Genomic DNA, 26,514 nt, shown 5'->3' with positions numbered 1-26,514 from the left:
CAAAGCACTGCGCGCGTTCGCGATACCAGTGCGCGCCAACAGCATCCACGGCCATCGCAGTCTCGTGATCGAGCTGGACGACTCCATACCGGTTGACGTGCGCCGAGCCGTACAGGGCCAGCCCAAGGCATGGCAACGGCTCAGGCGCTTCCAGCAGATGGCCGGACACACCAGCCTGAACAAGGCCGCCCGCCGGATCGGCGCCAGCCAATCAGCCCTGACCACCCAACTGGGACGGCTCGAGCGCGACATCGGCACCACGCTCATCCGGCGCGCCACCTCAGATCGGCCGATGACACTGACAGCGCAGGGCCAGGAGCTGCTGCGATCCCTACAGTTCCCCGCCGTTTCGGAACTTCTGAGCATGTTCGGCAGCCCACCGGCGGGCTGGAAGCCCGATCACCCGCTGCGGCGCAGAGCGCGCGCCCTCGCGCGCATGGTCGACGACAACCCAGCCGGTGGATAGCAGCGCGACAATCTCACCCGCGCGGGTTTCGTCGAGACGCACTTCGACGACAGACGCTGGTTGGCACCCAGAACGGACCTGCCCGCTGACGCACCAGGTGCGGAAATCGACCCCCACGGTGCTCATGGCCCGTGACGGGATACAGATGTCCCTCCCGCCGCAAGACGCTGCCGCGACGGGACCGATAGTGAACACGTCCCGGGACTGCGCGGACCTCTCGAAGCAGCACGCCTACCAGGGAAAATATACTGACCATCTCTTGATAGCTACATCCATCGCAGTAGAATTTGTGTTGCAGAGGAAACAGGGCCCGGCCGGTGCGGTCGCGCCACCGGGCCCGCAGCGATGAGACAGGCAAGGAGCTGAGTGCGATGCAGATGCGATGGGATCCGTTCCGTGACTTCGACCGCCTGGCCGGTGAGGTGTTCGGCGCGGCCCGCACCCCGGCGCTGATGCCGATGGACTGCCTGCGCAGCGGCGAAGAGTTCCTGGTCCGGTTCGACATGCCGGGCATTGAGCCCGACACCCTGGACGTGTCGGCCGAGAACAACACGCTGACCGTGCGCGGCGAGCGGCGCCGCCACGATCCCGACGACGCGGCCTACCTGGTGTCTGAGCGGCCGACGGGCAGCTACAGCCGGCAGCTGGTCCTAGGCGACGGCGTGGACGTCGACGCGATCAGCGCCGAGTACACAGACGGCGTGCTGACCCTGCACATCCCGGTCGCGCCGCAGGCCAAGCCACGCAAGATCGAGATTGGTCGGGCGGAGGCGGGCCGCAAGGCACTGACCGATCAGCAGGGTGACCAGCAGGCGGACAAGCACCTGGTCGACGCCTGAGGACGCCCGGTCCGCGAACGCCGGGAAAGGGGGTGGTGACCCAGGGGCGAGTGACGCATCCCGGTGCCGGTGGCATCAGGCCGATGCCACCGGCCGAACCGACAGGAGGGCGGCATGACCGGAGCTGGTGCGCCGGTGCCGAACATCGGCGACGCCGACTACCCCGGCTATGCGATGGGCGCCGCCGCCCACGCGCTGAACGTGACGCCGGCGTTCTTGCGGGCGGTGGAGACCGCCGGGCTGTTCGAGGCGCACCGCTCCGATGGCGGGCACCGCCGCTACAGCCTCGACGACCTGCACCTGGCCGAACGAGCCCGGCACCTGGTCGACGACGGGCTGCCTCTGGACGCCGCCGTGCGCATCGTCAAGCTCGAGTATCAGCTCGCCGCCGCACAGGCGATGATCGAGGTGCTGCAGCGTCGGTTGGACCAACCGCGCGGCAGCGGCTGACACGCGGCCAGACCGCTGGCGCAGGAGGTGACCTGCGATGCAACAGCTGCATATCCGCTACTTCGCTGACCACCGCGGCGGCGGCTGCCTGCACGTCGCCGGTGAAATCGACCTGGCCGTGCACGAGCGGCTGCGGGCAGCGCTGCACCGCGTGCTGGCCATGCGGCCCCGCCGCCTGGTCGTCGACCTGGCGCAGGTGACGTTCTTGGACGCCGGTGGCGTCGGCGTGCTGGTCCAGGCCGCGGCGGCCGCGCAGGCGGCACGGATCCCGTTGCGGGTCCGCGGCGCTGACGGCATCGCCGCGCGCGTGCTGGCCCTGGCCGCGGGCTGGGACCGGGCCACCGGCACCCTCGGTGCCGTGCCCGCCCGGCATCTGCCGACCGCGACGGCCGAGCACCTGCGCACTCAGCGCCGTGGCCTTGCCCGGCGGGTGCGGTGATCGGTCACCGCACCCTGGCGCGGGCCTCCACGACATCGACCAGCCGCGCGATGACCGGCCCGGCGATCGCCGCGACGATCACGAACGCGGCCGTGAACGGGCCGAGCCTGGGATAGGTGACCGCCGCGGGCAGGCTCGCGATGACCAGCGAGAACTCGCCGCGCGCGATGAGCGCGCTGCCGGCGCGCAGCCGCGCCCACGTGCCGGCGCCGTCGCGGGCGGCGGCGAACCAGCCGGTGGCCATCTTCGTGGCCGTGCCCGCCGCCGCGACCGCCAGCGCCACAGGCAGGACCGGCACGATGTCGGACGGGTCGACCGACAGACCGATCCCGAAGAAGAACACGGTCGCGAACAGGTCCCGCAGCGGTGCGATCACCCGGCGGGTCCGGTCGGCGACCTGCCCGGTCAGCGCCAGCCCGAACAGGAACGCCCCGACCGCGGCCGAGGCGTTGACCAGCTCCGCGAGCCCCGCCACGAGCAAGGTCAGGCCGAACACCCGCAGCAGCAGTTGCTCGGGGTCGGTGCTGTGCACCACGCGGGCCAGGCCTCCACCGAACCGATACGAGGCGGTGAACGCCAGGATGAGCGCGCCGGCGGCGGTGGCGGCCGCGGCCGCGGCGTGCCATCAGCTGCCGCCGGCGGCCAGGACCGCCAACAGCGGCAGGTACACGGCGACGGCGACGTCCTCGAGCACCAGCACCGACAGCACCGCCGGGGTCTCCCGGTTGCCGAGGCGGTCCAGGTCGCCCAGCAGCCGCGCCGCGATGCCCGATGACGAGATCCAGGTGATCCCGGCCAGGGCAAGAGTGGCGGTGAGCCCGGCACCGGCGACCCAGCCCAGTACCAGCCCCGGCGCGGCGTTGAGCGCCAGGTCGACGCCCGCCGAGGGCAGGTGGCGGCGGGCGCTGTCGGCGAACTCGGCCGCGGTGAACTCCAGACCCAGCGCCAGCAGCAGCAGGACCACCCCCAGGGCGGCGCCGGTCTGCACGAACCCGCCCGCGGCCGGCACCGGCGCGATCCCGCCGGGGCCCAGGCACAGCCCGGCCAGCAGATACAGCGGCACCGGCGACAGCCCGACCCGGCGGGCCAGCCCGGCGAGCACGCTCAACGCGGCCAGCACGACGCCGAGCTCGATCAGCAGCGCCGTGGAGGTGTGCACGCCTCAGCCCCGGACCAGGTCGGCGACCGCGGCGACGCCGTCGGCGGTGCCGACCACGACGAGCACGTCACCGGCGTACAGCGGCTGGCTGGGCGCCGGTGCCGCGACGACGTCGCGGCCACGGACGATCGCCACGATGGAGGCCCCGGTCCGCGTCCGGGCCCGGGTGTCGCCCAACGTGCGGCCCGCGTACGGCGACCGGTCGCCGACGGTGACCTGCCCGGCCTCCAGGCCGGGGATCTCACGGGTCAGATCGGCCAGCCGCTCGGCGATGCGCGGCGCGCCGAGCAGCTCGGCGACCGTGTCGGCCTCCTGGGCGGTGAGCGTGAACAGCGTCGCCGCCGCGTCGGGGTCGCCGCCGCCGCCGAGCACGTCCACGCTGCCGTCGCGGCGGGCGACGATTCGCAGCCGGTCGCCCGCCTCGGTGACGAACTCGTAGCGCACCCCGACTCCGGGCAGCAGGACCTCGGCCACGTCCACCCGATCATCATCGCCGCCGCCCGGCCCGCCCGACCCTCGAACGCGGCACCCGACTTCGCGGGCGCGTTCAGCCCCGCGACCGGTCCAGATCGGTTTCGGCCTGCGCTTGCAGATGCCAGCCCAGCGCGGTAAACGCCCGGCCGGCGGCCAGTTCGTCTCCGACGGCAGGCACGTACGGGTCGACCGGTGCCCGCAAGGCGGTGCCCTGCGACTGCAGGATCCGGCCGTTGTCGTCGACCAGCACTGCCACCGCGCTGGTACGCCGCTCGTCCTGCTCGGCGATGGTCACATGCAATGTCCAATGCTTGAGCGCTGTCATAGCCGCCTCCCGCTGGCACTGCACACACCCGTGTGGCCGTAGCACGCGGCCCTCCGTCGCAACGTCAGGCGACAGCGCGCCGCACCCCGGTAGCAGGCCGGAACTAGGGCCGCGTCGTGACTACCGGCCGTCCGACACACCCCGTTACCCGGGCCGCGAAACTGAGCCGACCGATGGACTAATTCTATCGTCGCCGCGATAGTGTTCACCAGCTCAGGCCGCGGGTGAGGTGTACGACGACGAACACATCAGCGTCGCGCCCGAGCGAGTCGACGGCGTGTACACCGGCCAAGCGCAGGCGCTGGCCGTCGGCGACGCCGGCCGGCACGGCGACCTCCCAGGTCACCACACGGTCACGGGTGCGCAGGCAGATGAGCCGCCGCGCACCCGACCGCGTCTGCGCGAGTGTCAGATCCACTGGCACGCACACCGCCGGGCGCTGCCCCGACCACAGGACGGCGATGTCGTCCCAGGGCCGGCGTGCCGCCCGGCCGCCGTGTTCGACGGCCGATGCCCCGGGCGGGCCGTCGGCCATCCTGGGCGCCGGTTCTGCCACCGACCGGTCGTAGCGCGAGCGGCGGACCGGGTCCGACAGCACCTCGTAGGCCTCGCTAGCGGCCCGGAACCGCTCGTGCGCCGCTGGGTCAGCGGTGACGTCGGGATGCAGGTGCCGTGCCAGGCGGTGGTAGGCGCGCCGGATGTCGTCCATGCCGGCCCGCCGGCCGATCTGGAGCACCTGGTAGTGGTCTGGCCGTAAGGGCATCGGCTCCTCCCGCCGATCCGGGCACCACAGGGGCGGGCGACGCCCCGCCACATCCACAGCTACCGCGGCCAACTGCGGCGCGTCAAGACCTGGCGGGAGTAGCTGCGAACCCCGGTGTCGGCCCGCAGCTGCGGGGGAGGTCGCCGGAGTGCGCCACGTCCGTGGACGCAACAGCGGCCGAGTGGTCAGGCTTGTGCGTAGCGGGGGTGCTTGCCGCTGAAAATGCCCTGCCGGCTGGACGACACGGACGGAGCGGGCCGCACCTGTCGACGGCGGAAAGGCCGGGCACCCCCGTAGCCCGGCCTTTCTCGCGCCCCCTCGAGCCGAAGACGCGCCTGCGGAGCTCCGCACCACCAGGGGTGAGAATACGGCAAACCGCAGTATTCGGATGTTATCCGACTCTAGGGGCGGGTGCTGAGCATGCGTGGGTTCCGCACTGACGGCCCGCTGGCGGCCTTGACGCTGGCACCAGGCGTGACCATGCGGTGCGCGGGCTGAGGGCTCGCCTCTGTTCGTTCACCTGCCCGCGCCGACCGGCGCGGCGCAGCACACGTCCCGCCCCGGCCCCGCGCCAGCATCGCGGGCTGCGCGTTTCGTCATCAACCCGGCCGGGTCTGCGTTGAGCCTTTGCGGCGCTCGACGGGGCGTCCGGTATGGGAACGGAACCTGGCATGAACTCTACGGGTATCGGCGCGTACGCTGCGGCGTTCGTTGCCGAGCACACCGCCACCTTTATGCAGGCGTTGAGCACGGCGGCGTCGGCGGCTGAGCAAGGCCGGCTGCGGGAGGCGGCGCTGGCCGGACAACGGCTGAGCGACGGCGGCCGTCACCTCGTCAAGGCGGTGGTGCGCGACGCGCTGGCCGCCGACATGTGGTGGGCACTGGGCGACATGCTGTCCATGCATCCGCAGGCCGCTTGGGAGCAGTTCGCCAAGCGTGGCACCTGCCCCGGCCCAACAGCGCCCGCACCTGGCGGTGACGCTCACCGCGGGCCTGGTGGGGACGCACGAGCAGTCGCCCGGCTACGGTGTCGACCTCGCCGGCGTGGGGCTGGAATACAGCATCATGTTCGACCCTGTCGCCGTGCAACTGCGCCAGGCGGCCCAAGCGCTCGGCGAGCAGTCTGGATCTTCGTGGCGCTGCCCGGCTCGGGCGCCGACTCCACGCCACTGGCTGGCGCCGATGTCATCAGGCAGTGGACCTCGGTACTCGCCGACGAAAATGCGCTCACCTGGTTACGGGAGGTCGTCACGACGCAATCCGCGGGGCCGTGCGGCGACGATGGCCCGGCCGGGTGACGCACGGCAGTTCGTGCACGGTTCCGGGCATCCGATGCGCAGACGACCATCACCGTTACCGGTCGAAAACGGCCAGGATGTCTTCCAACGGCATGTTCGCCCGCTGTGCGATCTGCTCCAGCGGCACGTTGCACGCGATGGCGTCACGCACGGCACAGGCAAGCACCCCGGCGCCGGAATCGGCAAGCCGTTCCAGCCTGTGCAATATGTCATCGCAGGTGACGCTCACGCGTTCCTTTCGGTACCTCCGGCACGAAGCGCCAGACAACCACAGTCGCACGCGGCGCGCGCGGGAACATCCGCCAGACGGCCGAAATCGCCGCATGAGCTCGCCCGCAACCAGCCAAGCAGCGCTACCAGGCCGCGGTTGCCAGATGCGCGCGCTGCGGCCACTGGCGCACCAGCGCCGCCACGCCTGCACACCACCCAAGCGTCGAAGCCGGTGGCCACGGTGAACGCGCCGATCGCATGCGGGGCGGCGACGTCCGCGACCCGCGGCGCCTAACCCTTCTGACCGGACGGCCGGCAGGCGGTCCATCACCCGGTCGCAGGGCGGCGGGCAGGACGACCCGGCCCCGGTGCGGCGGCAGGGCGATCACCGGACCCGTACCACAGGCGAGGTCGACGCGCCATGATGGTGAAAGCCGCAGTCAGAGGAGGAGCCGTGCCCGCGAGCTGCGATGTCAGCGTGAACGGCGACGAGTGCACGGTGAAGGTCGTCGGCGAGATCATCGACGGAGACGTCGAGGTCGTGGTCGATGAACTGTGCCAGGCGTTGGACGGGGCCGGCTGTCGCCGCCTGGTCGTGGACCTGGGCCGCGCGCTCGTTCTGGAACCCGCCGCGCTGACCGCGCTGGCCCGCATCCAGGAGCACGCGCTCAGCCAGGACATCACCATGCGGTGCGTGCACGTCCAGCCCTGGCTTCGCAGAACCCTTGAGGCAGCAAACCTGTCCACGCTGCTGGGCCGATAGAACCGCAGCAACGGAGCGCCCGCCCGCCGGCACCTGGACGTGTCGCCACGGTCCGGGCTGCCCCACCCCAGCGCAGGCAGGAAAAGACTGTCCACCGCTTGACAGAATCTGTGGTCGCGGACATAAAATTCTTGTGTCAGTTGGGTCATGGTTCCTGGTGAGGGCAGCTCACACAAGGGGGTGATCACGGTGGCCTTGCTGGTTCCGGCCCACTACCACCGCCGTCGGCGGGCGCGACTGGACTGCCGCAGACCGCCGAACCGGCGACACTGAGCCCCGGCGAACGCCGGATTGCTCAAGGCGTTAAGCCCTACATGCAATGCGGGCGCACTGCGCCCCGGACATCAGGAGGTGTTGGTCATGCAGACCCTTCGTTTCGATCCGTTCCGCGACTTCGACCGGCTGGCCGCCGAGGTGTTCGGAACCGCGCGCACCCCGTCGCTGATGCCGATGGACTGCCTGCGCGCGGGCGATGAGTTCGTGGTCCGGTTCGACCTGCCCGGCATCGACCCCGACTCCCTGGACGTGTCGGCGGAGAACCAGACCCTGACCGTGCGGGCCGAACGGCGCCGCCACGACCCGCAAGGCGCGACCTACCTGGTCTCCGAGCGCCCGTCGGGTGCCTACAGCCGCCAACTGGTCCTCGGCGACGGCCTGGCCGTCGACGACATCCGGGCCCAGTACACCGACGGGGTGCTGACCTTGACGATCCCCGTCGCGGAGCAGGCCAAGCCACGCAAGATCGAGATTCTGCGGACTCAGCCGACGGCGATCGGATCGCACCAGGGCCACAAGATGATCACCGGTGACTCCGGCGACCAGAGCACTGAGGCCACCAGCGACCGGGAGAAGGTCGGCGCGACCAGCTGACGCGGGGCACGGGCCGCCGCGGAAAGTGGTGACGGCAGGAAGATCATTGGGGCCGGTGTGGCGCGGGCGGAACGCCTCCCGCCCGCGCCACACCGGGCCAGCCCGAAGCAGCGACCAGACACGATGGAGGTGACGGCGATGGCGGATCTTCCCCGCCCGCTGAACAGAGCCGCAGCGCTGGGCGACGCGAGCTATCCCGGCTACGCGATGAACGCGGCCGCGAGCGCCATCGGCGTCACCCCCGCCTTCCTGCGCTCAGCCGAAACAGCCGGGCTGTTCGAAGTGCACCGCTCCGAGGGCGGGCACCGCCGCTACAGCCGCGACGACCTGCACCGCGCTGAACGCGCCCGCGCCCTGGTCGACGACGGCGTCCGCCTGGACGCAGCCGTGCGCATCGTCAGCCTCGAATACCAACTCGCCGCCGCCAACGCGATGATCGAACTGCTGCGCCGCAAGGACCAGCAGCCCAAACGAGGCCCGCAGGAGTGACCGACGATGGCGCTGCACCTCAAACGCGACCACCGAGGCCGACAGTACTTCGCGATCAGCTGCGACGACTGCGGCACCTGGTTCACGGCGTTCGACGACGGCTGCTACCGCTACGCAAGCCTGCGGCTGGAAGCCGTACTCGCCGGATGGGACGCTCCGGCTGGCCCCGACCCAGCCCACCGCTGCCCCGACTGCGTAGGTGACGGCAACCGGGTCCGACCCGGCAACCTCGCCAACGCCGCACCGGCCTGAGCCCAGCCGCAAACCCCGTCGGCATGTGTGACCGGGCCGCACAGCACGGGACCTCGGTAACGCACCGTCTCTGCCGGCATCACACCGAGCCGGTTCGGGCGCCAACCGGTAGCGGCTCCACCGGCGTGACAGCCTGCCGGGCAAGAAGACGCCCGACCGGCATCCGGCCACGCGGATGCGCTCATGCGGGCCTCGAACCGTTCAATGGGTGAGCTGTCCCGGCCACCGGTCGGGCTCACGACTAGCGTATGGCCCGTGCGTTCACCCCGCGCCAGCACTGCTCACAGGAAGGGCGCCATGGAGAAGATCACCGTCAAGTTCGTGCACGGCGCGGCTGAGTCCTTGGAGGAGATCGACGTACCGGACGCCGACGATCCGCCGATGTCGGTTTCGATCTGGCTGCCTGCGGACGATCCCCTCGCCGCCGCCGGAGCGCAGGATCCCTGGGAGGCCGTCTACATCCGAGAACCCAACCCAGGCGGCGACCCGAGGTGGCTCTACCGGTTCCACGCCCTGGCCGACCCCGAGGAGTAGCCGGTCCGGAACTCATTGGTGACCTTTCCGTGGGCCGCTCCGACCATTAGCCGCCCTGTCAATGGTTCGCCTGGTCGCGGGACTCCATCTGGCAAGGCTGCGATGCTGCCGTCAAGTTGTCCCGGGACACGCCTTGCGGCCGCCGGCGGCCGCGGACCGTTCCTGCGGCAGCTGTGCCGCTGCCGCTGGTGCCATATGCAGGTAGAACCATCCGATCGCCAGCTCGGCGACCTGCTGCAGCGCGCCGGGTTCGCTGAACAGGTGGTTGGCGTCGGGAACGATGCACACCTGCGCATGATCGCCGACCATGGCGGCGGCGTCACGGCTCAGCTCGATCACGGTAGGGCGTTGCCACCGACGCCCAGCTGTTAGCCGCGTCCAAGCACGCTGTAGCCGCCCCTGTGCGCTGTCGGCTGAAGGATCATGCACATCGTGACCAAAAATTACAGTCGTCGGAAAACGACAGGGCTGGCGAGAACTGCCAAGGTGACATCGGTGAAAGCGTCGCGAAGCCTGCAGCTCTGAACGCTGGGTCTGGACAAGGGCAATGAGAACCTACACGGGACATTGGACGCTCATCGACTTCACCTGCGCCGAGGCTGACATTGACCGGTTCGCCGACCAGCTCGCAGCGGCTCTGTCACCTGGGCCCTGGTATGCCGACTTCGGGGTGGCAGATAAACGTCATGTCGTGTTCGCCGGACGCAAGTTTGTGATCAACCGCGGAGATCGTGACCAACATCAGCGGGTGGTCGCGTACGCAACGTCGGTGGGTGTGCCGTCAGCGCAATTGGACTGGCCCCAGTGAGTCTCGGGTGGTCGAATCTGCCGGAGTGCGTATGACGGCTCGCCTGCCTCGGACTGCCGTCGTCCTACTAGCGGCAGCTCTTGCCGGTTGCGCACCTCCCGTTGCAACGCAAACCCGCGACGGCACCATGACGCCCGGTGGGGTGACCCTCGTCCGCGCCGACCCGGCTGTTCTCCAACAATGTGCGGACTTCCCCGTAGAGCGTGCCCCGCGCCCCATCGTCCTCATGGGCGACTCACGGATACGGGTGCAGGGCTTCACCACCGACAACGCGAAGATTGCATTGATGCAGGGCAAACTCGCCCTGGAGACCACACTTCCCGCTGGCCCGTCGACCGTCGAGGTGAACCTGACCGACGGAACCTTCACCCTCCCCGCAATCAGCGCAGAGCAGGCTTATGACGTCATCGTCGCAGCTGGAGACCCGGGAGCGGTATCCGATGTCAGCCCGGCACCGCTTAGGATCACGAAGATTGCTCTCGGCACGGCCGAGTTCCGGACCGATCGCGGCCGATTGACACTGCCCGCGTGGTTGTTCACCGCTGCGGAATCGACGCAACCACTGGCTGTGCCCATGCTCGCTGAGGCGGCGTTCTGGCGCCCGGGAGAGCCGAACCTGGGCGAACCTGGCGCGGCGAGCATCGCCGCGGACGGGATGACGCTGACCGTCCAGCTGATGAAAACTCCTGATCCGTGTCCGGGGATGCCCACGGAGCAGTTCGAGGCCGAGGTGGCCGAATCCACCACCGCCGTAGCCATCGGGCTGCGGCTGGTCGAATCCTCGCCAGCGGCAACTCCCGGCAGACGGCAGGGCGGTTGCCTGGATGACCTGGTCTACCGCACTCAGCCGTACACGGTCCGCCTCGCCCGGCCGCTGGGCAACCGGGTCCTTGTAGGACGCGACGGTGCCTCAGCGGTAACCAAGGGCTGAAACGATCACCGGCGCTCGCAGCATTTTCGTGACCGGGGCCAAGGTCACATGTGCCGCAGCACTGAAACGACCCGCCCCAGGATGACGACGTCGTCGGCGGTGATCGGCGGATAGGAGCTGTTGCGAGCAAGTAGCCGCATGGTTCCGTCCAGACGCTGGTAGACCTTGACGGTCGCCTCGCCGTCGATCATCGCGGCCACGATGTCACCGTTGTCGGCTGTGGGCTGCTGACGCACCACGACGATGTCTCCATCACAGATAGCTGCATCGAGCATGGAGTCACCGCGCACGCGTAAGCCGAACAGCGTTCCGCGGCCCACGAGTTCCTGTGGCAGCGCCAGGACATCCTCGATCGACTCCTCGGCCAGAAGCGGCCTGCCGGCGGCGATCGTGCCCACCAGCGGTACCAACACCGGTGCGGAAGCGTGCAAGAGGCCATCCACGGCAGCTACGCCGGCTCGCGCGTCGACGGCCCGGGGACGTTCTCCATCCCGGCGGATCATGCCCCGCTGCTGCAGGACGGAAAGATGGTGAGCGACGGTCGATGGCGACGACAGTCCGACCACGGAGGCAATCTCTCGGACGGTGGGCGGGTAGCCGTGACGGTCCGCCCAGCTGTGGATCGCTGCCAGTATCTGCTGCTGACGCATGCTGAGGGGCCCCGAGGGTTGGCCAGCGTCGTTGCTGCCGGCTGTCATGATCTACGATCGTAATCGATCAGGTGTGCTAAAGCGGTAAAGGTCATCCGTCAGATTTCGGAGGGCTGCCCCACCCCCGTTTTCGTGGGGCAGCCCGCATCCGGATGCGCAGCAACCTGCGCGCTCCACATCAGCCCCGCTCGCATGGAGCTGGTAGAAGGGTGCGTGCTGTCTTGCTGCACGAAGAACTCTGCGCAGGCAACGCTTGCGATGCAACCAGAGATCGACGCAACCTGTGGACAACTCGGGCTTGGGGATAACGACACAATTGGTCGTGGATCTGCTATGCCACGAAGTCCTGGCGCCGAGTCCGCGTCAGCGACCGGAGTCAGGCTCAGGTTGCGGGGAGGACTCGGCCATGCCGTAGACTCGGGGAACGCTCGGATCGGCGTCGCGGTGGTGCTGCGAGGTTACCGAAGCTCCCCATTTCTTCCGCCGACAGTCCGCGCGCTCACACGCTGCTGCGACTGGCGTTGCGGTCTCACGTGCTTGGAGCCTTCGTGACCAGTTACAGCGTCCTGTCATCCGGTACGCGCAACACGATCATCGCCACGTGGTCTGGCGAGACGGTCGATACGAGCCTCACGATCACCAGCCTGGCCGAGCGCTACCCGGCCCAAGCGCTTGCGGAGCTGCTTACGCGGCTGTCGGAGTTCTCATGGGACGCTGCGGCGTTTCTGGACACGGCCCCAGCGATGGAAGCCGCGATCGTGGAACTCGTGCAACGTCTGCGGTCCGACGGCGACCTGACCGAGCCCGTTCACGTCGATGTCGAAGGCTGCCGCCACGCTGAGCGCTGGAGCTGCGCCGACTTTGTCGAGGAGTTGCAGTCCACCGCGCCGCGCGTTCTGAGTGCCCTTACCCGGGCCCAGCGGCTCGCAGTCGCCGACGAGCTCGCAGCAGACGCCGCCGGGCGCGTCGAAGCGCTGAAACTACTGCCCACCGGGTTCGATCCTGAGTCGGACGCCTCCAGGATCTGGCAGATGTGTCAGGTCACCCGCGTGACGAGCAGTGGCATCTTTGGCCATCCGCCAAACAGCTCAGCAGGCTGGATCGTGCAGGGCTGGCGAGGTCCGGAGTCCAGCCCTGCACGACGTTGGGGGTGCCGCGACAAACTCGTGCGGTTGGAGCAGCTCACGGAGGCGTGCTTGGCCAACGGTGGCCGTGGGCTAATGGATGACGATCCGTTGGGTACGCACCTGGTGATGCCCATTCCCGGAGGCGAGCCTCTGTCAGAGGCTGACATCTTCGACATCCGGGTCCACCCCAGCACCCGAACGCCACTGGAACCTGACCCGTTCGCGCCCCTCTACGTCACCGTCCGCCGGCACGGCAGCACTGGGCGCCCCGAGGCGGTGGAGGTTGCAGTTGACGACGACGACGCGTTCGCGAGCCTCCTCGGGCCATGGACCACGATGGTGCCGGGGAAGGTCATCTCCGTAGCCAACCTCTACAAGGACGGTGATGATGCCCTCGCTGGCTGACGGCGCACGACTGACCGTCACCGCCTCGGCTTCGGCGCGCTGAGAACAGACGGCCTCCAGGTCATCCTGGGGGCCGCTCTTGTGTAGGAGCATCCGGGTCGTGTGGCGGTCGGCGGCGTGCATGGTTCGCTGTGGTTGAGGATGGGTCTGCGGAGGTGACCTGTTTCAGTCCCTGCGGGCATCTCGGTACAGGTCATATTTAGCCATCGCATCTTGGACCAAGATCTTGCCTTCGCCGATTGTGTCCATCAACCTTTTCACGTTCGTACGCAGCCTAAGAGTCGGCGTGCCGTCGTCGCCCATGCCAAACTCATGATCCGACGCGTGCAACAGTGCCCCGCCGTCACCGTGCGCCAAGCCGCTACAGGACCGCCACAGGAAGACTGCACGGTCACCTCCGATCGTGCTGGCAGCGCCCCCCACACTCACGATCTCCTTGTACCCGAGCTTTTCGAACTTGCTCCGATGGGCCGGGACAGCGGCGTTGGCGATGGTGCGTACCTCTTCCAGCAGCTGCTCCTTGGTCTTACGCCCAGGGCGATTTATCAAGGCGCGGTATAGCTCGTCGTTGCGGATGTCGTTAGCCGCCAACTCCAGGCGCCGCAACACCCGATCACTCTGGGAGGGCGACTCGAGCAGCCACAAGGCCGTACAGGCGTTCTCGATCACCGCTCGTAGCAACGTGTACTGCCCGCTGAGGAAGGGAAGTAGAGTCAGGTTCTCGTGGTCACCGCGCCCGACAGTCGCGGCGCGCAGGGTGTTGAAGTGATCGACAGCGACAGTGATGTGGTGCCACGCGCCGCCGCTAACGGGATATTTGCCCGTCAACTGGTCGTCGTCGGCCAGGGAGCTGCCTGACTTCGGTTCGCTCTCGGATGGTTCTTCACCCGAGACACGCCACACCCAATGGGGAACCACATTGAACAACGCCAATAGCTGAACGTGCTGCTGCTCACTCTCGGACACGGCTGATGACACTAGGGCCCGGTCTGTGCAACTCCAAGCGGTTAAGCGCCTCCCCTGGATCACCGGAGTGTCGATGCCAAAGGGCTGATGCCCGGCGCCAAACCGAGCGTCAGCGCATTGTCGGCAGATTGTCGGAAGTGCCGGGGTGGTGTTGCCGGCCGAGTGTCCGCGATGTCTAGTTGACGCAAACTGTTCACCGCACGGGGAGCAGAACGCGACGATGCCCGCGGTTTCCCTGGAGCCGCCAACAGTTCACCGCCAACAGCCCGGGAGCTCGCATGCTGATCACTACGGTGAACATCCAGGCAGCTGCGCTGCCTCGAGCGGTGGCACTGCTGCAGTGGCTCGACGGACGAGAAGATCATGTTTTCGTGCTTACCGAGACCAGCGCTGGTGACGGAACCGGCCATCTGCTGACTCGATGTCAGGAGGCCGGCTGGAGCGTCTTAACCAACGTTGGCGCGGCGGGGGACCGGGGCTGCGCGATCGTCAGCCGCCTACCGTTGACACCCCTGCCGGACCTGACGGGTTCGCTGTCGCTGCCCGGCCGCGCGGTCGCCTGCTCGGTTAAAACCGATCCCGAGGTGACGGTGTACGGGATCTATGTTCCGTCCAGCGACCGCAGCGCTGACAAAGTCGGCAAGAAGCGGGAGTTCCTCAACAGCCTCGTCACATCGCTGAAGGACATGCCGTCGAAGCAGCGCGACGGGCTGGTTCTGTGTGGCGACTACAACGTCATCACGCGTGACCACGATCCGGCATACCGCGGAACATTCCTCTCCTGGGAGTACGGCTTCATGGACGCCCTAACCGGCGACCTAGGCCTCGTTGACGCCTACCGACACCTGCACGCACAACAGGAGCACTCCTGGCACGGACGCTCGGGAAACCCCTACTGCTTCGACTACATTCACCTCTCGCCGAAGCTCCTGCCGCGTCTGATGGCCTGTACCTACGACCACCGGCCACGGACGGACTTGCTCACCGACCACGCTGCCGTGTCCGCGCAATTCGACGTCAGGGTCGACCACCTCCCGTACGAGGCCTCCTCGCCCGTGACCGCGGGAACACTGTTTTGATCTCCGTATGGTGAACCCGTATCGGTAGCGGCACGATCACCTCGCTGTCGATAGCGAGTGTCAATGTCAGCGGATTGTCGGAGTCGCCGCTTGCCACTGTCCGACATCGTCGTGGACCCCGGAAAATAGACAGCTCACGAGCTATCAGGACAGGGGGCGCGAGTGAACGACCACCTCGCACAGCGAAGGCTCGGCCGGACAGGCATCGTCGTACCGGCGGTCGGCGTCGGTTGCTGGGCGATCGGCGGCCCCGCCGAAAACCTCGGCATGCCGATGGGCTGGTCCACCGCCGACGACGACGCATCAGCCGCTGGCCTGCGCAAAGCATACGAGCTGGGTGCGAGGCTTTTCGACACCGCCGACGTCTACGGCCACGGCCGGTCCGAGCGTCTGCTCGGCCACCTGGTCAGCGAGGTTCCCCGCGAAAGCCTGACTCTGACGTCCAAAGTCGGCTACTTCGCCGGCACCGCCGAGCACGGCTACCACCCCGGCCACATGCGGCGCCAACTCGAACAGAGCCTGGACAACCTGCGCACGGACTACCTCGACGTCTACTTCCTGCATCACCCGGACTTCGGGCCCGATGACCGCTGGCTCCACGGCGCCGTCGAGGCGATGCGCTCCTTCCGCAGCCAAGGCCTGATCCGGGCCGTCGGTATGCGCGGCCCACACCGCTACGCCCCCGAACGCCTGCAAGTTACCGGGGACAGGACCGACAAGATCGAAAGGTTCGGCCGGATCTTCGGCCAGATCCAGCCAGAGGTCCTCGCCGTACGCGACAACCTGCTGACCCCCGCGTCGCGGCTGACCGGCATCCTCGAACTGGCCGCCGAGCACGACTGCGGCGTGCTGTTCAACAAGCCGCTCAGCCAAGGCCTGCTGACCGCCGCCACGACATCCGGCCGCGAACGGAACTTCGGACCCGGCGATCACCGCAGCCGCAAGCGATGGTTCACACCCGACGCCAAATCGATTATCAACCAAGGGATCCGCGACCTGCAGCAGGTGATCGGAGACGACCCCACCTACCTGGTCGCGGTCGCCTTGTGGGCATGCCTGACAAGGTTCGACGACGCAGCGGTATTGGCCGGGTTCACCACCGCAGACCAAGTCGAGCAGAACCTCGCCGCGCTGCGCATGCGCCCCGACGACACCCACATCGCCGTCGCACGATCGATCATGTCCGGCGTCCAGCAGCAGCTCGACGGCACCGGGGAGGTGTTCGTCGACGAGCACCGCTGACCCGCCGGCAGCGATCTAGCTCTCCCGCTCCTCATTCAAGCCCGCAGCAATCACGCTGCGAGCTCGATGGCTCACACCCTCATACCCGTGGGCGGTCCCCGCCCTGCCATCGATGGAGTCCACAGGATGCTCACCCCCAAGCAACGCCTGGAAAACGCCCTCCAACTGGTAACCGGTCACAGCGCAGCGGCCACACTCGCCGGCTTTGACGACGAGTTGACCCAGCCGATGGCCACCGTCGACCGGCTGCGCGCACATCTGCAGACGCCCGTGGCTCTCACCGGAACCCTCGACCACCGGCTCCTGATCGCCAAGGTCCCCGCCAGCGACGACTGGGTGCTCGCCGAGCTGTCCGGCCGCACCCTGCGCGACCGGGCATGGCCCACCTGGGCAAGGGACCACCTCGCCGTCGCCGACCCGGCGCAGGACAGCTCCCTGGCGACGATCACACCGGAAGGCCAGCGGCGGCTGCTGCGCCCCAACATCCTGCTCACGGCGCTGTACCACAAGGAGACCTTTCCGCTGCCGCGGTTCCCGCTGGCCATCTCCGACCTCGCCCGCGCTGCGCGATCCACACTGTCCGGGCAAGTACGTCTGATGGACATGCAGCTCGGCGTCTCGCCGGCCGATGTGCTCGCCGCCGTCGACGCTGACCGGCCCGACATCGTCGGCATCTCGGCGACCTTCGGGCAGCACGACCTGATGATCGAACTGCTTGACGAGCTGTTCGCCCGTCCCGAGCCGCCCGTGGTCCTCGCTGGCGGGAGCCTGACCGCCCGCAACGAACGCCTGCTGCTGGAGCAGTACCCACGCCTGCTGGTCGCCCGCGGCGCCGGCGAGCCGACCATCGCCGACATCATCGCCTACTTCCACGGCGACATCGAACTCGCGCAGGTCAACGGCATCGGCTACGCCGGAGCGGCCCACGGCGGCGGCCTGCAGATCGGTGTACGCCGCAACGCCGTGACCTCCAACAGAAACCAGACCGACTTCCTGCCCGAACTCGACCTGCTGGCCACGACCTTCGCCCATCACGGCGTCGCCCAGCTCGAGGCATCACGTGGGTGCACGAACTTCTGCTCGTTCTGCCCCCGCGGACACAAAGGCATCTGGGCTGGCCCGGACGGAAGCAACCTGCCATGGCTGCTACGCGCGATGGGCACCGTCTTCGACCAGCATCCCGACATCAGCCGGACCCTCTACCTCGTCGACGAGGAGTTCATCGGCCGCGGCGACAACGTCGTCGAACGTGCACTGTCGCTCGGCCGGACCCTCCACGACCACGGCTACCGGTGGGAGTCATCGTGCCGGGTCGACCAGGTCGTGCTACCCGACCAAAGCCGCGCATGGCATATCGAACGGGCTCAGATGTGGCGCCAACTGGTCGACTATGGCCTGCGCCGGATGCTGTTCGGCGTCGAGTCCGGCGTCGACTCCATCCTCACCCGCTTCAACAAAGAGACCACCGGCGAGCAGAACGCGCTCGCGATCCGGACACTGACCGCGTTGGGTGTCCCGCCGCGCTTCACCTACATCACATTCGACCATCTCATGACCGCTGACGAGCTGGCAGCCACCCATGCGTTCCAGGGCCGCACCGACCTACTACTGCGTCCCCTTGCGCACCTGAGCGTGGAACAGATCGTCGAGGGAGTCCGCGACGAGCAGTTCGTCGCGCAGCACAGCACCGGCAAGCCGTTCTACAGCGCGATCTCGTACCTGCTGGTCAGCATGGAGTGCCTCATCGGCGCCGCCTATACCAAGCAAGTGGCGCAGGCCGGTCTCGCCGGCGCGATGCGTCCGTCGATGGGCCGGGTCGACGCCGACTTCGCCGACTGGCGCATCGGCCGCGCCTCACACCACGCCCAGCTGTGGGTCGACCGCAACTTCGCGTTGGACTACACGTTCAAGTCGCTGGCGAAGATCCTCGACGGCGATGCCTACCACGCGGTCCGTTCCGCCCGCGTGGTGATCAAGACCGCGGCCTTCGACCTGCTCGGCCGGATGCTGGACCTGATCGGGCAGTTCCCCCCGGAGCACCCCGACGAAGCCGGCCTGGACGCACGGCTTCGGGCCGCGATGGACTCCGCCATTGCGGACATGGCCGAGGTGATGGACAAGACCGTCGCAGAGACCGGGCCTCGGCTGCCCGCCTCGGCGCGGCAACTGATGGTCGATGAGCACAGCCGGTGGCGGGCGGCGTCGGGCTGGCAGTTGATCAACGCCGCCGAATCCTGCGGCAACTAGATGAGAGGTACGAACATGGCCGGACGATTCCTTGCTCTGGAAGGCGGCGACGGCGTCGGTAAGACAACCCTGGCCCGGATGGTCGCCGACCTCGACTACGAACAGGGGCTCAAAGCCGCTGGCGAGGACCCGCCGACTGGCCGGCTGGTGTACGTGTCACGGCGGCAGATGTCAGCGACCTCCGCATACTCCGCCGGGCTCATGGGGCATCTGTCGACGATGCTGTGGGGCAGCGGCGACAGCCCGGACCTGCCCGACAGCTTCTGGGTTCCGCTGCAGGCCGCCTGGTTCACCGCCCATTCCACGACGGTGATCGGACCACTGCTGGACTCCGGCCTCGACGTGATCGTCGACGGCTGGGTCTACAAGTTCTTCTCCAAACTCATCCTGCAGGGCTACGACCAGGCCGTCCTGGACGCCACCTTCAGCAGGGTCCGCATGCCCGACGCGGTCATCCTGCTCACCGCGGACCCGGCCGCGCTCTACGACCGCCGCGAAGGCCAGTTCCGCCCCGCCGAACTCGGCATGCACGCCGCGCTGCCCGACCTCGGCAAAGAAACGTTCATCACCTACCAGACCGACGGCCAGCGGCTGCTGCGCGAAACAGCCGTCCGGCGCGGCTGGCCCACGCTGCTCGTCGACGCCGACGAACAAGCCCCCGAGACCGCAGCACGGCTGTCTCCGATCGTCGCCGAGCTGAGGCACCACGACACCCTCACCTACGGAGGTTCCCGCCGATGACCACCCTGGCCGCCCGAGGCGGCGCCAAAACCCTCGACATCCCAGGACCGCACTACCGCTGGCCCGACATGAACGCCAGCCTGGAACAAGCGATCATCGTTCAGGCGCACCGGTCCCTTTCCGACCGGGACGCCTCCGGCATCATCGGCGAGCTCGAGAAGGAGTTCGCCAAGTTCGCCAGTGCCGAGCACGTGGTGTCGTTCGCGTCGGGCACCGCGGCGATCCACGCAATGGGTCGGATCGCCGACCTCAAACCCGGTGACGCGATCATCGCTCCTGCCTACACCTTCCTGGCGACCGCGAGCCCCTTCGCGTTCGACGGCATCGAGGTGATCTTCGCCGACGCCGACGAGTACGGCAACGTCACCGCTGCGAGCATTGAAGCCGTCATGGCCCCGAACGTCCGCGCGGTCATCGTGACCCACATGTGGGGCAACCCCTGCGCCATGACCGACATCGCGGCGTACTGCGAAAGCCGCGGGCTGCTGCTGTTCGAGGACTGCTCCCACGCCCACTTCGCCTCCTGGAACGGCCAGCGCATCGGGACGTTCGGCGACATGGCCGTGTTCTCCACCAACCAGAAGGCCATCACCACCGGCGAAGGCGGACTCCTCACCACGCGGCTCAAAGCGCACCGCGACCTCGCCATCCTCTACGCCCACTACAACAAGAGGGCGCTGTCCGACATCGACCGCGACTCGCCGATCTACCCGTTCGCGTTCACCGGCATGGGCCTCAAACACCGCATCACCACCATCGGTGCTGCGATCGGTGTCCACCAGCTGCAGCACGCAGCCGACATCGAGAAACGCCGCCGCGCCAACCTCGCCACCTTCGTCGACGGCCTGACCGGCAACCCGGTCCTCACCCCCGTCGTCGTACCACCGGAACACGGCACCCACGGCCTGTATGTGATCGGCTTCGCGTTCCACCCACAAGCTGCCACCGTCACCCGCGACGAATTCATCGACCTCGTCGTCGCCGAAGGCGCCCGAGAGGTCGACGCACCAGGCTCGACCCGCAACCTGGCCGGTGAACCGCTGTTCCAGCGCCACGACCCCTACGAGCCGTGGACGCCACGCGCTGCCGGTCCAGCTCCCGCGCTGCCAGGTGTCGAGGCCTTCGAAAGCACCTTCCTCAAGATCCCGATCTGGGGCTACCCCGGCGACACCGAGCTGGTGGACGGATACCTCGCCTCGCTGCTGAAAGTCACCGAAGCGGTCGCACGATGACCACATCAACGACCGTCGGACGGTTTCCCGTCCACAGCGCACTCGACGGCGACTTCTGCCTGCCCCAGGTCGCTGCCGAACTGGCCGCCGACGCCACCGGGTCCGGAGCCAGGCACATGCCGGACCTGGCCTCCGCGCTGCTGGCCGCCACAGCGTGGCGCCTGCCGTTCACCACGCCACCCGACATCCCGGCCTCGGACCTCACGCCCGGACATGCGCCGCCCACCGGCGACGACGTGCGCCTGCTGCACGCGTTCGAGACATCTGCCCTGTGGCGCCCGCCGGTCGCAGAGGCCGTCGCCGGCCTGACGCCAACTGAAGCGATCACGTGGCTTCGGCTGGCCGAGCACTGGCTCGCCGTCCATGCCAACAGCGGCGACGCACGGTTCCTCAACGCCGCCTGCAAGCTGTTCGGGGCGGCCTGGATCCGCCTAACCAGCGGCAACGCCGCTGCCGGCGGTGATCCGCAGCTGCGGACACAGGCGGTGGTGGTCGCCGGACTCCTCCAGCAGGCGACACATCACCTCGTGCAGCAGCTCAGAAACCACGCCCTCACGAAAGAGGACCCGGGGTCGTCGACCTGGGCGCTCACACGACCCGCCACCGGGCGCCGCGGCGGACGAATCGCAGTCCTGCACGGCCACGGGTCAGCTGGCGCCATGCGGTTCCTGCACATGGCACGCCAACACGGCGTACCGATCGCGCACGTCGTCAGCTTCACACCAGGCCACGGCGCCGGACACACCGCGGCGGAGTCCGCGTACGCCAGCGCCTGGTATCCGCCAGCTGACGACAGCATCGCCCCGCCACCCCCGCCGGCGGCAGGGTTCACGCCCGTCGAAGTTCACGGATGGGACGCCACCGCCCAGGCGCTCACCGCGGCCGCTGCCGACTTGGTCGTCCTGGTCGGTATGCCGATCGTCCCCGAACCCGTCCTGGCCGCCGCTCGCATCGGCTTCATCAACGCGCACAACGGCTCCCTGCCGGACTACCGCGGAATGGACGCCGTCGGCTGGGCCCTGATCAACGGAGATCCAGTCGTCTGCACGCTGCACCTGGCCGCGACCCAAGTCGACGCCGGAGCTGTACTCGCCTCCGCCGTCGTGCCAGCGACCCCGCTGGCCAGCCTCAAAGACCGGGTCAAGCAGCTACAGCTGGAGCTGCTCCTACAGGCAGCCCAGCACGTCACCTCGACCGGGCAGCTGCCGCCCGCGACAGCGCAACCCGCGGACGGGGCACGGCAGTTCTACCGCCTGCATCCCCACCTCAAACGAACCCTCGACCAATCGCCCTACGGTGCCACCGAAGGAAGGCCCACATGACCTCAACGCCGCTGGACCACCCTGCCCTGGCCAGCCTCACGGCCCTCGACTGGAACGACACGTCCTCGATCCTGGCTGGCTGCACCACGCTGTTCGACGCCGTCGCCAGCGAACCCGACCTGCTGCCCGCACTCGTACAGCGACTACCCGGCGACGCCCACCTGGCCGCGATGTGCGAACGCTACGACTTCCTCGACAAACTCGTCCTCGCCGACCTGCCTCACCCCGGCATCCGGGTGCGGCTGCACCGCTACCGCGATGGCTACTTCGACCGGCCCCACAACCACCGCTGGAACTTCGCCAGCAACATCCTGCGCGGCCAGTACCGCCACCGCGTCTTCGGCCGCGACGACGCGTTCACCGAAGACCTCGACCCCGACACACTCGTCCCCATCCACGAACGCATCGAGCGGCCAGGTGACTGCTACGTCCTGCATCACACCAGCGTCCACACCGTCCAGGCGCAAGCAGACACCCTCTCGCTGCTGGTACGCGGACCGGCTACCAAAGACAGGTTCCTGATCCTCGACCGCGAGCAGCACCGGTTCTTCTGGGTCTACGGCCAAGCCGCCGAAACCCCGCAGGAGCGTGCCGCCAAGCAGATGACCGCCGACCAGCTCGTCGAAAGTGCCGCCCACATTACAAACCTGCTGAAGACCCCCGTCGGACCTGCCGCATGAGCGACGCCATCCAGGATCTGCTCTTCGGAGCCTTCAGCCAGCCGGTCGACGACACACTCGCCCACCGGCAGCTGGCGGTGTGCGCGCTTAACGTCCAAGGTCCATCCGTCAACCGCGCCGAACGTCTTGCGGAGTGGCTGACCTCGACCGGCAGTAACGCGCTGATCCTGACCGAACTGCACCCCAGCGACGGCGGCCGTCGCCTGATCGCGAGCCTTCGTGCCACCGGCTACGAAACCGTGCTGCCTTCCGGCTGGCAGAACGCTAAACACTTCTGCGCCCTGGCGGTCAAGGGATTCGCCGATGTGAAGCCCGCAGACCTGACAGCATTCGACGGCCGGGTCACCGCCGCGACGCTGTCGTCCAAGGCCGGGGAGATCCAGTTGGTCGGCATCTACGGCCCCACCAACGGCATGACCGACCTAAGCAGCGCCAGCCGGGCGGACTTCCAAGGCCGTTGCTTGGCCTGGCTACGGCACAACGCCGCCAAACGCGTAGTCATCGGCGGCGACCTCAACACCATCGAACCCGGCCACCAGCCCCCGCTGCCGCACTTCCGGGACCACGACTACGCCTTCTACCGGGGCCTGATCGAACTCGGCGCCAACGACGCCTACCGTGCCGTACAGCCTGACGGCGAAGACCACAGCTGGACCAACCCGTTGCACGGTGCCCAACGACTCGACCACATCTTCGTCAGCCCCGCGGCCGGGCACCTCACCAGCTGCACCTACGACCACTACCCCCGCACCGGGGTGCTCACCGACCACTCGGCCATCCTCGCCAGCATCGACACCTGCATTTGAATGAGAGCCGACGTGACCAGATCCGCCATCGCCTGCTTCAGCTACCTTGCGGCCGTCCATACCCTGCGCGTGCCGCGCATGCCTGAACTCAACTACGGCATCGAGATCATCAGCACCGGTTCTTTCCTCGCGGGAGACGGACCCATCGTCGCCGGTGCCCTGGCCGCCCTCGGCCGGGAACCCGTGCTGCTCACCAACACCATCGGCGACGACCCCCAAGGTCAGCTCATCACCGACCGGCTCGGCACTTGGGGCGTACCCACACCACTCGCAGCCATGGCCACGGCAACGATGGTCAACACCGTGGTCTGCGACGAAGCCGGAAACCGTACCTGGTTCTCCGGCCTACGCGGCATCGACTCGATCCTGAACGACATCGACCTCAGCCCACTACACCGCGCATCTGCCGTCTACATCGACTGCTACGAGGTCCTCGGCGACGCTCCACGGCGCGTCTTCGATGCGGCATGTGACCTCGGCGTCGACATCTACCTCAACCTCGGCGGTGGACCGCTGCCAGGATGGCTGCGTGGGCCCGCCACGACACGAGCTCGCGTTGTGCAGACCAATGCCTCCCACACCGACCCTGACGCCGCGGGCCGGCTCGCGGTCCAGTTGGCCCAGACCGCCGCCGCCGACGTCGCTGTCGTAACCGCTGGCCACCTCGGCGCCTTCGCGGTCCACCATGCAGACGACACCGTCGTCCACGCCCCAGCCCTTAAGGTCGCGGTGAAGCAGGTTCAAGGGGCAGGATCGGTCTTCTCCGCTGCGCTGCTCGACAGTCTGCAGAGCCAGCCGGTCCTACACGACGCACTCACCCGTGCCTGTTCGGCGGGCAGCCTGTGGTGTTCACGAACGGAGGACGATCCGTTTCCGACCAGCGCCGAGATTACTGCGACGCCAACTGATCGAGCTTCCTGACAAACCGCGCCATGTTTGGGTCGAACCTGTCCCCGTCCCAGTCGGTGCCCCGCAAAGGGAACCACTCGACCGCCTCGAACTCACCCGGGTCGGGGCGGAACAGCTCTCGCTGACTGGCCTTGAGCACGAACCACAGAGTCACATCTGTGTGGCTGTGGGCGCCCCGGGTTTCGGTCACGGACACGAACAACGGGGCGTCTCCGGTCAGATCGTGGAACTTGCCAGCGATCTGAAGCTCTTCCTCAGCCTCGCGTAGAGCGGTAACCCGTGGGTCTTCATACGGGTCGACGTGGCCACCGGGCAGCAACCACGCCGCGGCCTTCTTATGGTCGACCATCATCACGGTGCCTTCATCGTCGTCGAACAAGGCGAAGTACACCGCTAGGTGTTTGGGAGGATCCGCTGGAGGGTTCACCCGGAACAAATCATAGCCAGCATCGATCCAGCCGAGGATATCGATTTGGTGGCCGCGCTCGACTGCGTCAAGAGGGCTCACCCCTGCCACAAGATCCCGTACGATGCGTCGTGAAAGTCCTTCTAGCGACACCCCGCCACCCCTCAGCTACGCCTGCTTTGAGCCCAACGACATGAGTGGAACCTCGACACGATACCCCCATCGGAGGGTGGGGGAGTCATTGCGCCCAGGGGTCTCACCCGCCCGGATGCCTTGACCTTGACGCAGGCTCGGCCAGGCCAGATCCGCCGACGAGGCCGCCGGAGGGACTCCCCGGCAAGCGTCACAACGCCGCAAAAGGTCGTGCGGGCCTGCCCTCCCTGCCACGCTGCGCATCGCGATGCTGTGGTTGAACTGCGGATATAACCCATGACCGCTTTGTCACAATTTGGCGTTATCCTTGCCGAACGTGGAGTCCAGCACGCCGGGCGGGTTGCCGCGGCCCGACCGCCTTCAGCTGGGCCCCGTCCACCTGGTGGCTACCCTTCGGCGTGCGTCGCGAGCTACCTTGGATCTTGGTGCGGGTCCCTTCAGCGGGGTAGGCAGATGCGACCACCGATCAAACCGATGCAGGCTGAGCCGGTCGCCGATCTGCCCGCGCCCGACAGCTGCGCCGGCGGGTGCTGTTACGAGATCAAGTGGGACGGCTACCGCTGCGTGCTCTTCGCCTCCCGGACCCCCTACCTGCAGTCGCGTGCACTCAAGCCGCTAGGCCCGTACTTCCCCGACATAGTCGCGGCATCGCAAGGCGCCTTCCCTCCGGGCGCCGTCGTCGACGGTGAGTTGGTGATATGGGACGCCAGTGCGGACCGGACCTCGTTCACGCTGCTACACCGGCGGCTCACCGCCGGACGTGCCATAGCCCGCGAGTCGCTGCGCCATCCAGCCGTCCTCGTCCTATTCGACCTGCTGCACGACGGAGACACCGACCTGCGCCGACGTCCGCTGTGGCAACGCCGGGTTCGACTGGAACAGCTATTGACGGACGCCCCGCCCCAGCTGCAGTTGTGTCCGCAGACCTGCGACGCCGACGAGGCCCGTTCCTGGCTGCGCCACGCCACCGCCACTGGCGCCGAAGGCCTGGTCGTCAAGGGCCGAGGCTCCGCCTACGAACCTGGCAGACGAGTTTGGCGAAAGCTACGCGCGACCTCAACTGCGGAGGCGATCGTTGGCGGTATCACCGGTCCGCCTGGGCAGCCGGCCACGCTGCTTCTGGGCCGGCTGGACCGCAACGGCACTCTGCGCTACGTCGGCCGAACCCGCCCGCTGACCGGGGCGCAGAGCCGTGAAGTCGGAGCGCTGCTCCGCGTCGTGGCAGAGCTCGCCGGCCCCGCCGTTCACCCGTGGCCAGACCAGCTACCTGCGGCGTGGGTCGGCCAGTTCAGCGTGACCGAGCCGCTGCCGTATCGACAGGTTCCGCCGCTGCTGGTAGTGGAGGTCGAGCACGACACGGCGTGGGAGTTCGGGCGCTGGCGGCACTCCTCGAAGTTTCACCGCATACGAGCGGAGTTGCTTCCGATGCAACTGCTTCGCATGGCGGGTGACGACTGGGATCAGCCGCTCGAGTGACCA

The 26,514-nt window shown here is 68.0% G+C and carries 30 protein-coding genes and 1 pseudogene; 22 read left to right on the top strand and 9 right to left on the bottom strand.

The genetic code is table 11. The features are described 5' to 3' along the window. From Cco03nite_RS12075 to Cco03nite_RS12060, 4 genes are all read left to right on the top strand, one after another. Nucleotides 1–466: helix-turn-helix domain-containing protein (locus Cco03nite_RS12075; RefSeq protein ID WP_203692140.1), on the top strand; the 466-nt coding region annotated here is incomplete at its 5' end. Nucleotides 467–837: 371 nt separating this feature from the next. Next, entirely contained in the window at nucleotides 838–1,305 is a 468-nt protein-coding gene (locus tag Cco03nite_RS12070) for an Hsp20/alpha crystallin family protein (protein ID WP_203692139.1), read from the top strand. 114 nt (nucleotides 1,306–1,419) lie between these two features. Continuing rightward, a complete protein-coding gene (locus Cco03nite_RS12065) occupies nucleotides 1,420–1,755 on the top strand; it encodes a MerR family transcriptional regulator (protein ID WP_203692138.1) in 336 nt (111 codons plus the stop codon). A 37-nt stretch (nucleotides 1,756–1,792) separates the two neighbouring features. Next, nucleotides 1,793–2,194: an STAS domain-containing protein gene (locus Cco03nite_RS12060; protein WP_203692137.1), complete on the top strand. Its 402-nt coding sequence runs from the start codon at nucleotides 1,793–1,795 to the stop codon at nucleotides 2,192–2,194. A gap of 4 nt (nucleotides 2,195–2,198) precedes the next feature. On the opposite strand, the pseudogene Cco03nite_RS42335 reads toward Cco03nite_RS12060, so the two are convergent. From Cco03nite_RS42335 to Cco03nite_RS12030, 5 genes and pseudogenes are all read right to left on the bottom strand, one after another. Further along, nucleotides 2,199–3,296, bottom strand: a pseudogene (locus Cco03nite_RS42335) (cation:proton antiporter). 60 nt (nucleotides 3,297–3,356) lie between these two features. Beyond that, complete coding sequence (locus Cco03nite_RS12045) at nucleotides 3,357–3,833, bottom strand: cation:proton antiporter regulatory subunit (protein ID WP_203692135.1); 477 nt, start codon at nucleotides 3,831–3,833, stop codon at nucleotides 3,357–3,359. A gap of 67 nt (nucleotides 3,834–3,900) precedes the next feature. Then, nucleotides 3,901–4,152: a dsRBD fold-containing protein gene (locus Cco03nite_RS12040; RefSeq protein ID WP_203692134.1), complete on the bottom strand. Its 252-nt coding sequence runs from the start codon at nucleotides 4,150–4,152 to the stop codon at nucleotides 3,901–3,903. Nucleotides 4,153–4,357: 205 nt separating this feature from the next. After that, the gene (locus Cco03nite_RS12035; protein WP_203692133.1) at nucleotides 4,358–4,915 is read right to left on the bottom strand and encodes a J domain-containing protein; all 558 of its coding nucleotides are present in this window, start codon (nucleotides 4,913–4,915) and stop codon (nucleotides 4,358–4,360) included. Between the two features lie 1,353 nt (nucleotides 4,916–6,268). Then, nucleotides 6,269–6,442: a hypothetical protein gene (locus Cco03nite_RS12030; RefSeq protein ID WP_203692132.1), complete on the bottom strand. Its 174-nt coding sequence runs from the start codon at nucleotides 6,440–6,442 to the stop codon at nucleotides 6,269–6,271. 435 nt (nucleotides 6,443–6,877) lie between these two features. On the opposite strand from Cco03nite_RS12030, the gene Cco03nite_RS12025 reads away from it, so the two are divergent. The 5 genes from Cco03nite_RS12025 to Cco03nite_RS12005 all read left to right on the top strand — a co-directional run bounded on the left by Cco03nite_RS12025 (nucleotide 6,878) and on the right by Cco03nite_RS12005 (nucleotide 9,331). Further along, the gene (locus Cco03nite_RS12025) at nucleotides 6,878–7,186 is read left to right on the top strand and encodes an STAS domain-containing protein (RefSeq protein WP_203692131.1); all 309 of its coding nucleotides are present in this window, start codon (nucleotides 6,878–6,880) and stop codon (nucleotides 7,184–7,186) included. A 360-nt stretch (nucleotides 7,187–7,546) separates the two neighbouring features. Next, nucleotides 7,547–8,056, top strand: a complete 510-nt coding sequence (locus Cco03nite_RS12020; RefSeq protein WP_203692130.1) for an Hsp20/alpha crystallin family protein — start codon at nucleotides 7,547–7,549, stop codon at nucleotides 8,054–8,056. A 138-nt stretch (nucleotides 8,057–8,194) separates the two neighbouring features. Then, on the top strand, nucleotides 8,195–8,545 hold the full coding sequence (locus tag Cco03nite_RS12015) for a helix-turn-helix domain-containing protein (protein ID WP_203692129.1): 351 nt from the start codon (nucleotides 8,195–8,197) through the stop codon (nucleotides 8,543–8,545). Nucleotides 8,546–8,551: 6 nt separating this feature from the next. Further along, nucleotides 8,552–8,797, top strand: coding sequence for a hypothetical protein (locus Cco03nite_RS12010; protein WP_203692128.1), 246 nt, complete (start codon nucleotides 8,552–8,554; stop codon nucleotides 8,795–8,797). 297 nt (nucleotides 8,798–9,094) lie between these two features. Continuing rightward, a complete protein-coding gene (locus Cco03nite_RS12005) occupies nucleotides 9,095–9,331 on the top strand; it encodes a hypothetical protein (RefSeq protein WP_144121009.1) in 237 nt (78 codons plus the stop codon). Between the two features lie 111 nt (nucleotides 9,332–9,442). Here Cco03nite_RS12005 and Cco03nite_RS12000 read toward each other — a convergent pair whose 3' ends face one another. Then, nucleotides 9,443–9,670: a hypothetical protein gene (locus tag Cco03nite_RS12000; protein WP_203692127.1), complete on the bottom strand. Its 228-nt coding sequence runs from the start codon at nucleotides 9,668–9,670 to the stop codon at nucleotides 9,443–9,445. Nucleotides 9,671–9,878: 208 nt separating this feature from the next. Here Cco03nite_RS12000 and Cco03nite_RS11995 point away from each other — a divergent pair, with 208 nt between their 5' ends. Beyond that, a complete protein-coding gene (locus tag Cco03nite_RS11995) occupies nucleotides 9,879–10,139 on the top strand; it encodes a hypothetical protein (RefSeq protein ID WP_203692126.1) in 261 nt (86 codons plus the stop codon). Nucleotides 10,140–10,365: 226 nt separating this feature from the next. Further along, nucleotides 10,366–11,070 (top strand): hypothetical protein, encoded by a 705-nt coding sequence (locus tag Cco03nite_RS11990; protein WP_203692125.1) that lies wholly within the window; start codon nucleotides 10,366–10,368, stop codon nucleotides 11,068–11,070. A 44-nt stretch (nucleotides 11,071–11,114) separates the two neighbouring features. On the opposite strand, the gene lexA is transcribed toward Cco03nite_RS11990, so the two are convergent. Beyond that, entirely contained in the window at nucleotides 11,115–11,768 is a 654-nt protein-coding gene (gene lexA, locus Cco03nite_RS11985) for a transcriptional repressor LexA (protein WP_203692124.1), read from the bottom strand. A 500-nt stretch (nucleotides 11,769–12,268) separates the two neighbouring features. On the opposite strand from lexA, the gene Cco03nite_RS11980 reads away from it, so the two are divergent. Then, nucleotides 12,269–13,252, top strand: coding sequence for a hypothetical protein (locus Cco03nite_RS11980; RefSeq protein ID WP_203692123.1), 984 nt, complete (start codon nucleotides 12,269–12,271; stop codon nucleotides 13,250–13,252). A gap of 165 nt (nucleotides 13,253–13,417) precedes the next feature. Here the strand turns inward: Cco03nite_RS11980 and Cco03nite_RS11975 are convergent, their stop codons facing one another. Next, nucleotides 13,418–14,218 (bottom strand): hypothetical protein, encoded by an 801-nt coding sequence (locus tag Cco03nite_RS11975; protein WP_203692122.1) that lies wholly within the window; start codon nucleotides 14,216–14,218, stop codon nucleotides 13,418–13,420. A 278-nt stretch (nucleotides 14,219–14,496) separates the two neighbouring features. Here Cco03nite_RS11975 and Cco03nite_RS11970 point away from each other — a divergent pair, with 278 nt between their 5' ends. The 9 genes from Cco03nite_RS11970 to Cco03nite_RS11930 all read left to right on the top strand — a co-directional run bounded on the left by Cco03nite_RS11970 (nucleotide 14,497) and on the right by Cco03nite_RS11930 (nucleotide 24,488). Then, nucleotides 14,497–15,297 carry an endonuclease/exonuclease/phosphatase family protein gene (locus Cco03nite_RS11970; protein WP_203692121.1) on the top strand — a complete coding sequence of 267 codons (801 nt, stop codon included), beginning with the start codon at nucleotides 14,497–14,499 and terminating at the stop codon, nucleotides 15,295–15,297. Nucleotides 15,298–15,459: 162 nt separating this feature from the next. Further along, nucleotides 15,460–16,539, top strand: coding sequence for an aldo/keto reductase (locus tag Cco03nite_RS11965; protein WP_203692120.1), 1,080 nt, complete (start codon nucleotides 15,460–15,462; stop codon nucleotides 16,537–16,539). 126 nt (nucleotides 16,540–16,665) lie between these two features. Continuing rightward, entirely contained in the window at nucleotides 16,666–18,786 is a 2,121-nt protein-coding gene (locus Cco03nite_RS11960; protein WP_239167312.1) for a B12-binding domain-containing radical SAM protein, read from the top strand. Nucleotides 18,787–18,801: 15 nt separating this feature from the next. Then, on the top strand, nucleotides 18,802–19,527 hold the full coding sequence (locus tag Cco03nite_RS11955) for a hypothetical protein (RefSeq protein WP_203692119.1): 726 nt from the start codon (nucleotides 18,802–18,804) through the stop codon (nucleotides 19,525–19,527). Next, nucleotides 19,524–20,759 carry a DegT/DnrJ/EryC1/StrS family aminotransferase gene (locus tag Cco03nite_RS11950; RefSeq protein ID WP_203692118.1) on the top strand — a complete coding sequence of 412 codons (1,236 nt, stop codon included), beginning with the start codon at nucleotides 19,524–19,526 and terminating at the stop codon, nucleotides 20,757–20,759. The genes Cco03nite_RS11955 and Cco03nite_RS11950 overlap by 4 nt, the downstream gene beginning before the upstream one ends. Next, entirely contained in the window at nucleotides 20,756–22,081 is a 1,326-nt protein-coding gene (locus Cco03nite_RS11945) for a formyltransferase family protein (RefSeq protein WP_203692117.1), read from the top strand. The genes Cco03nite_RS11950 and Cco03nite_RS11945 overlap by 4 nt, the downstream gene beginning before the upstream one ends. Further along, complete coding sequence (locus Cco03nite_RS11940; protein WP_203692116.1) at nucleotides 22,078–22,761, top strand: hypothetical protein; 684 nt, start codon at nucleotides 22,078–22,080, stop codon at nucleotides 22,759–22,761. The genes Cco03nite_RS11945 and Cco03nite_RS11940 overlap by 4 nt, the downstream gene beginning before the upstream one ends. Next, nucleotides 22,758–23,567 carry an endonuclease/exonuclease/phosphatase family protein gene (locus Cco03nite_RS11935; protein WP_203692115.1) on the top strand — a complete coding sequence of 270 codons (810 nt, stop codon included), beginning with the start codon at nucleotides 22,758–22,760 and terminating at the stop codon, nucleotides 23,565–23,567. The genes Cco03nite_RS11940 and Cco03nite_RS11935 overlap by 4 nt, the downstream gene beginning before the upstream one ends. A 12-nt stretch (nucleotides 23,568–23,579) precedes the next feature. After that, entirely contained in the window at nucleotides 23,580–24,488 is a 909-nt protein-coding gene (locus Cco03nite_RS11930; RefSeq protein ID WP_203692114.1) for a carbohydrate kinase family protein, read from the top strand. Here Cco03nite_RS11930 and Cco03nite_RS11925 read toward each other — a convergent pair. Beyond that, nucleotides 24,457–24,984, bottom strand: a complete 528-nt coding sequence (locus Cco03nite_RS11925; protein WP_203692113.1) for an NUDIX domain-containing protein — start codon at nucleotides 24,982–24,984, stop codon at nucleotides 24,457–24,459. The genes Cco03nite_RS11930 and Cco03nite_RS11925 overlap by 32 nt on opposite strands. Nucleotides 24,985–25,488: 504 nt before the next feature. Here Cco03nite_RS11925 and Cco03nite_RS11920 point away from each other — a divergent pair. Continuing rightward, the gene (locus tag Cco03nite_RS11920; protein ID WP_239167311.1) at nucleotides 25,489–26,511 is read left to right on the top strand and encodes an ATP-dependent DNA ligase; all 1,023 of its coding nucleotides are present in this window, start codon (nucleotides 25,489–25,491) and stop codon (nucleotides 26,509–26,511) included. Nucleotides 26,512–26,514 lie beyond the last annotated feature (3 nt).

Source organism: Catellatospora coxensis, assembly GCF_016862635.1.
Lineage (GTDB): Bacteria > Actinomycetota > Actinomycetes > Mycobacteriales > Micromonosporaceae > Catellatospora > Catellatospora coxensis.
Note: the sequence above shows the minus strand (reverse complement) of the source record. Positions and strands in the feature narration are given on the sequence as shown.

What these genes read in the sequence shown, in the direction of transcription:
- Cco03nite_RS12070 (WP_203692139.1), top strand. Translation starts at nt 838, where the DNA reads ATGCAGATGCGATGGGATCCGTTCCGTGACTTCGACCGCCTGGCCGGT.
- Cco03nite_RS12065 (WP_203692138.1), top strand. Translation starts at nt 1,420, where the DNA reads ATGACCGGAGCTGGTGCGCCGGTGCCGAACATCGGCGACGCCGACTAC.
- Cco03nite_RS12060 (WP_203692137.1), top strand. Translation starts at nt 1,793, where the DNA reads ATGCAACAGCTGCATATCCGCTACTTCGCTGACCACCGCGGCGGCGGC.
- Cco03nite_RS12040 (WP_203692134.1), bottom strand. Translation starts at nt 4,152, where the DNA reads ATGACAGCGCTCAAGCATTGGACATTGCATGTGACCATCGCCGAGCAG.
- Cco03nite_RS12035 (WP_203692133.1), bottom strand. Translation starts at nt 4,915, where the DNA reads ATGCCCTTACGGCCAGACCACTACCAGGTGCTCCAGATCGGCCGGCGG.
- Cco03nite_RS12020 (WP_203692130.1), top strand. Translation starts at nt 7,547, where the DNA reads ATGCAGACCCTTCGTTTCGATCCGTTCCGCGACTTCGACCGGCTGGCC.
- Cco03nite_RS12015 (WP_203692129.1), top strand. Translation starts at nt 8,195, where the DNA reads ATGGCGGATCTTCCCCGCCCGCTGAACAGAGCCGCAGCGCTGGGCGAC.
- Cco03nite_RS12010 (WP_203692128.1), top strand. Translation starts at nt 8,552, where the DNA reads ATGGCGCTGCACCTCAAACGCGACCACCGAGGCCGACAGTACTTCGCG.
- Cco03nite_RS12005 (WP_144121009.1), top strand. Translation starts at nt 9,095, where the DNA reads ATGGAGAAGATCACCGTCAAGTTCGTGCACGGCGCGGCTGAGTCCTTG.
- Cco03nite_RS11995 (WP_203692126.1), top strand. Translation starts at nt 9,879, where the DNA reads ATGAGAACCTACACGGGACATTGGACGCTCATCGACTTCACCTGCGCC.
- Cco03nite_RS11990 (WP_203692125.1), top strand. Translation starts at nt 10,366, where the DNA reads ATGGGCGACTCACGGATACGGGTGCAGGGCTTCACCACCGACAACGCG.
- lexA (WP_203692124.1), bottom strand. Translation starts at nt 11,768, where the DNA reads ATGACAGCCGGCAGCAACGACGCTGGCCAACCCTCGGGGCCCCTCAGC.
- Cco03nite_RS11970 (WP_203692121.1), top strand. Translation starts at nt 14,497, where the DNA reads ATGCTGATCACTACGGTGAACATCCAGGCAGCTGCGCTGCCTCGAGCG.
- Cco03nite_RS11960 (WP_239167312.1), top strand. Translation starts at nt 16,666, where the DNA reads ATGCTCACCCCCAAGCAACGCCTGGAAAACGCCCTCCAACTGGTAACC.
- Cco03nite_RS11955 (WP_203692119.1), top strand. Translation starts at nt 18,802, where the DNA reads ATGGCCGGACGATTCCTTGCTCTGGAAGGCGGCGACGGCGTCGGTAAG.
- Cco03nite_RS11950 (WP_203692118.1), top strand. Translation starts at nt 19,524, where the DNA reads ATGACCACCCTGGCCGCCCGAGGCGGCGCCAAAACCCTCGACATCCCA.
- Cco03nite_RS11945 (WP_203692117.1), top strand. Translation starts at nt 20,756, where the DNA reads ATGACCACATCAACGACCGTCGGACGGTTTCCCGTCCACAGCGCACTC.
- Cco03nite_RS11940 (WP_203692116.1), top strand. Translation starts at nt 22,078, where the DNA reads ATGACCTCAACGCCGCTGGACCACCCTGCCCTGGCCAGCCTCACGGCC.
- Cco03nite_RS11935 (WP_203692115.1), top strand. Translation starts at nt 22,758, where the DNA reads ATGAGCGACGCCATCCAGGATCTGCTCTTCGGAGCCTTCAGCCAGCCG.
- Cco03nite_RS11920 (WP_239167311.1), top strand. Translation starts at nt 25,489, where the DNA reads ATGCGACCACCGATCAAACCGATGCAGGCTGAGCCGGTCGCCGATCTG.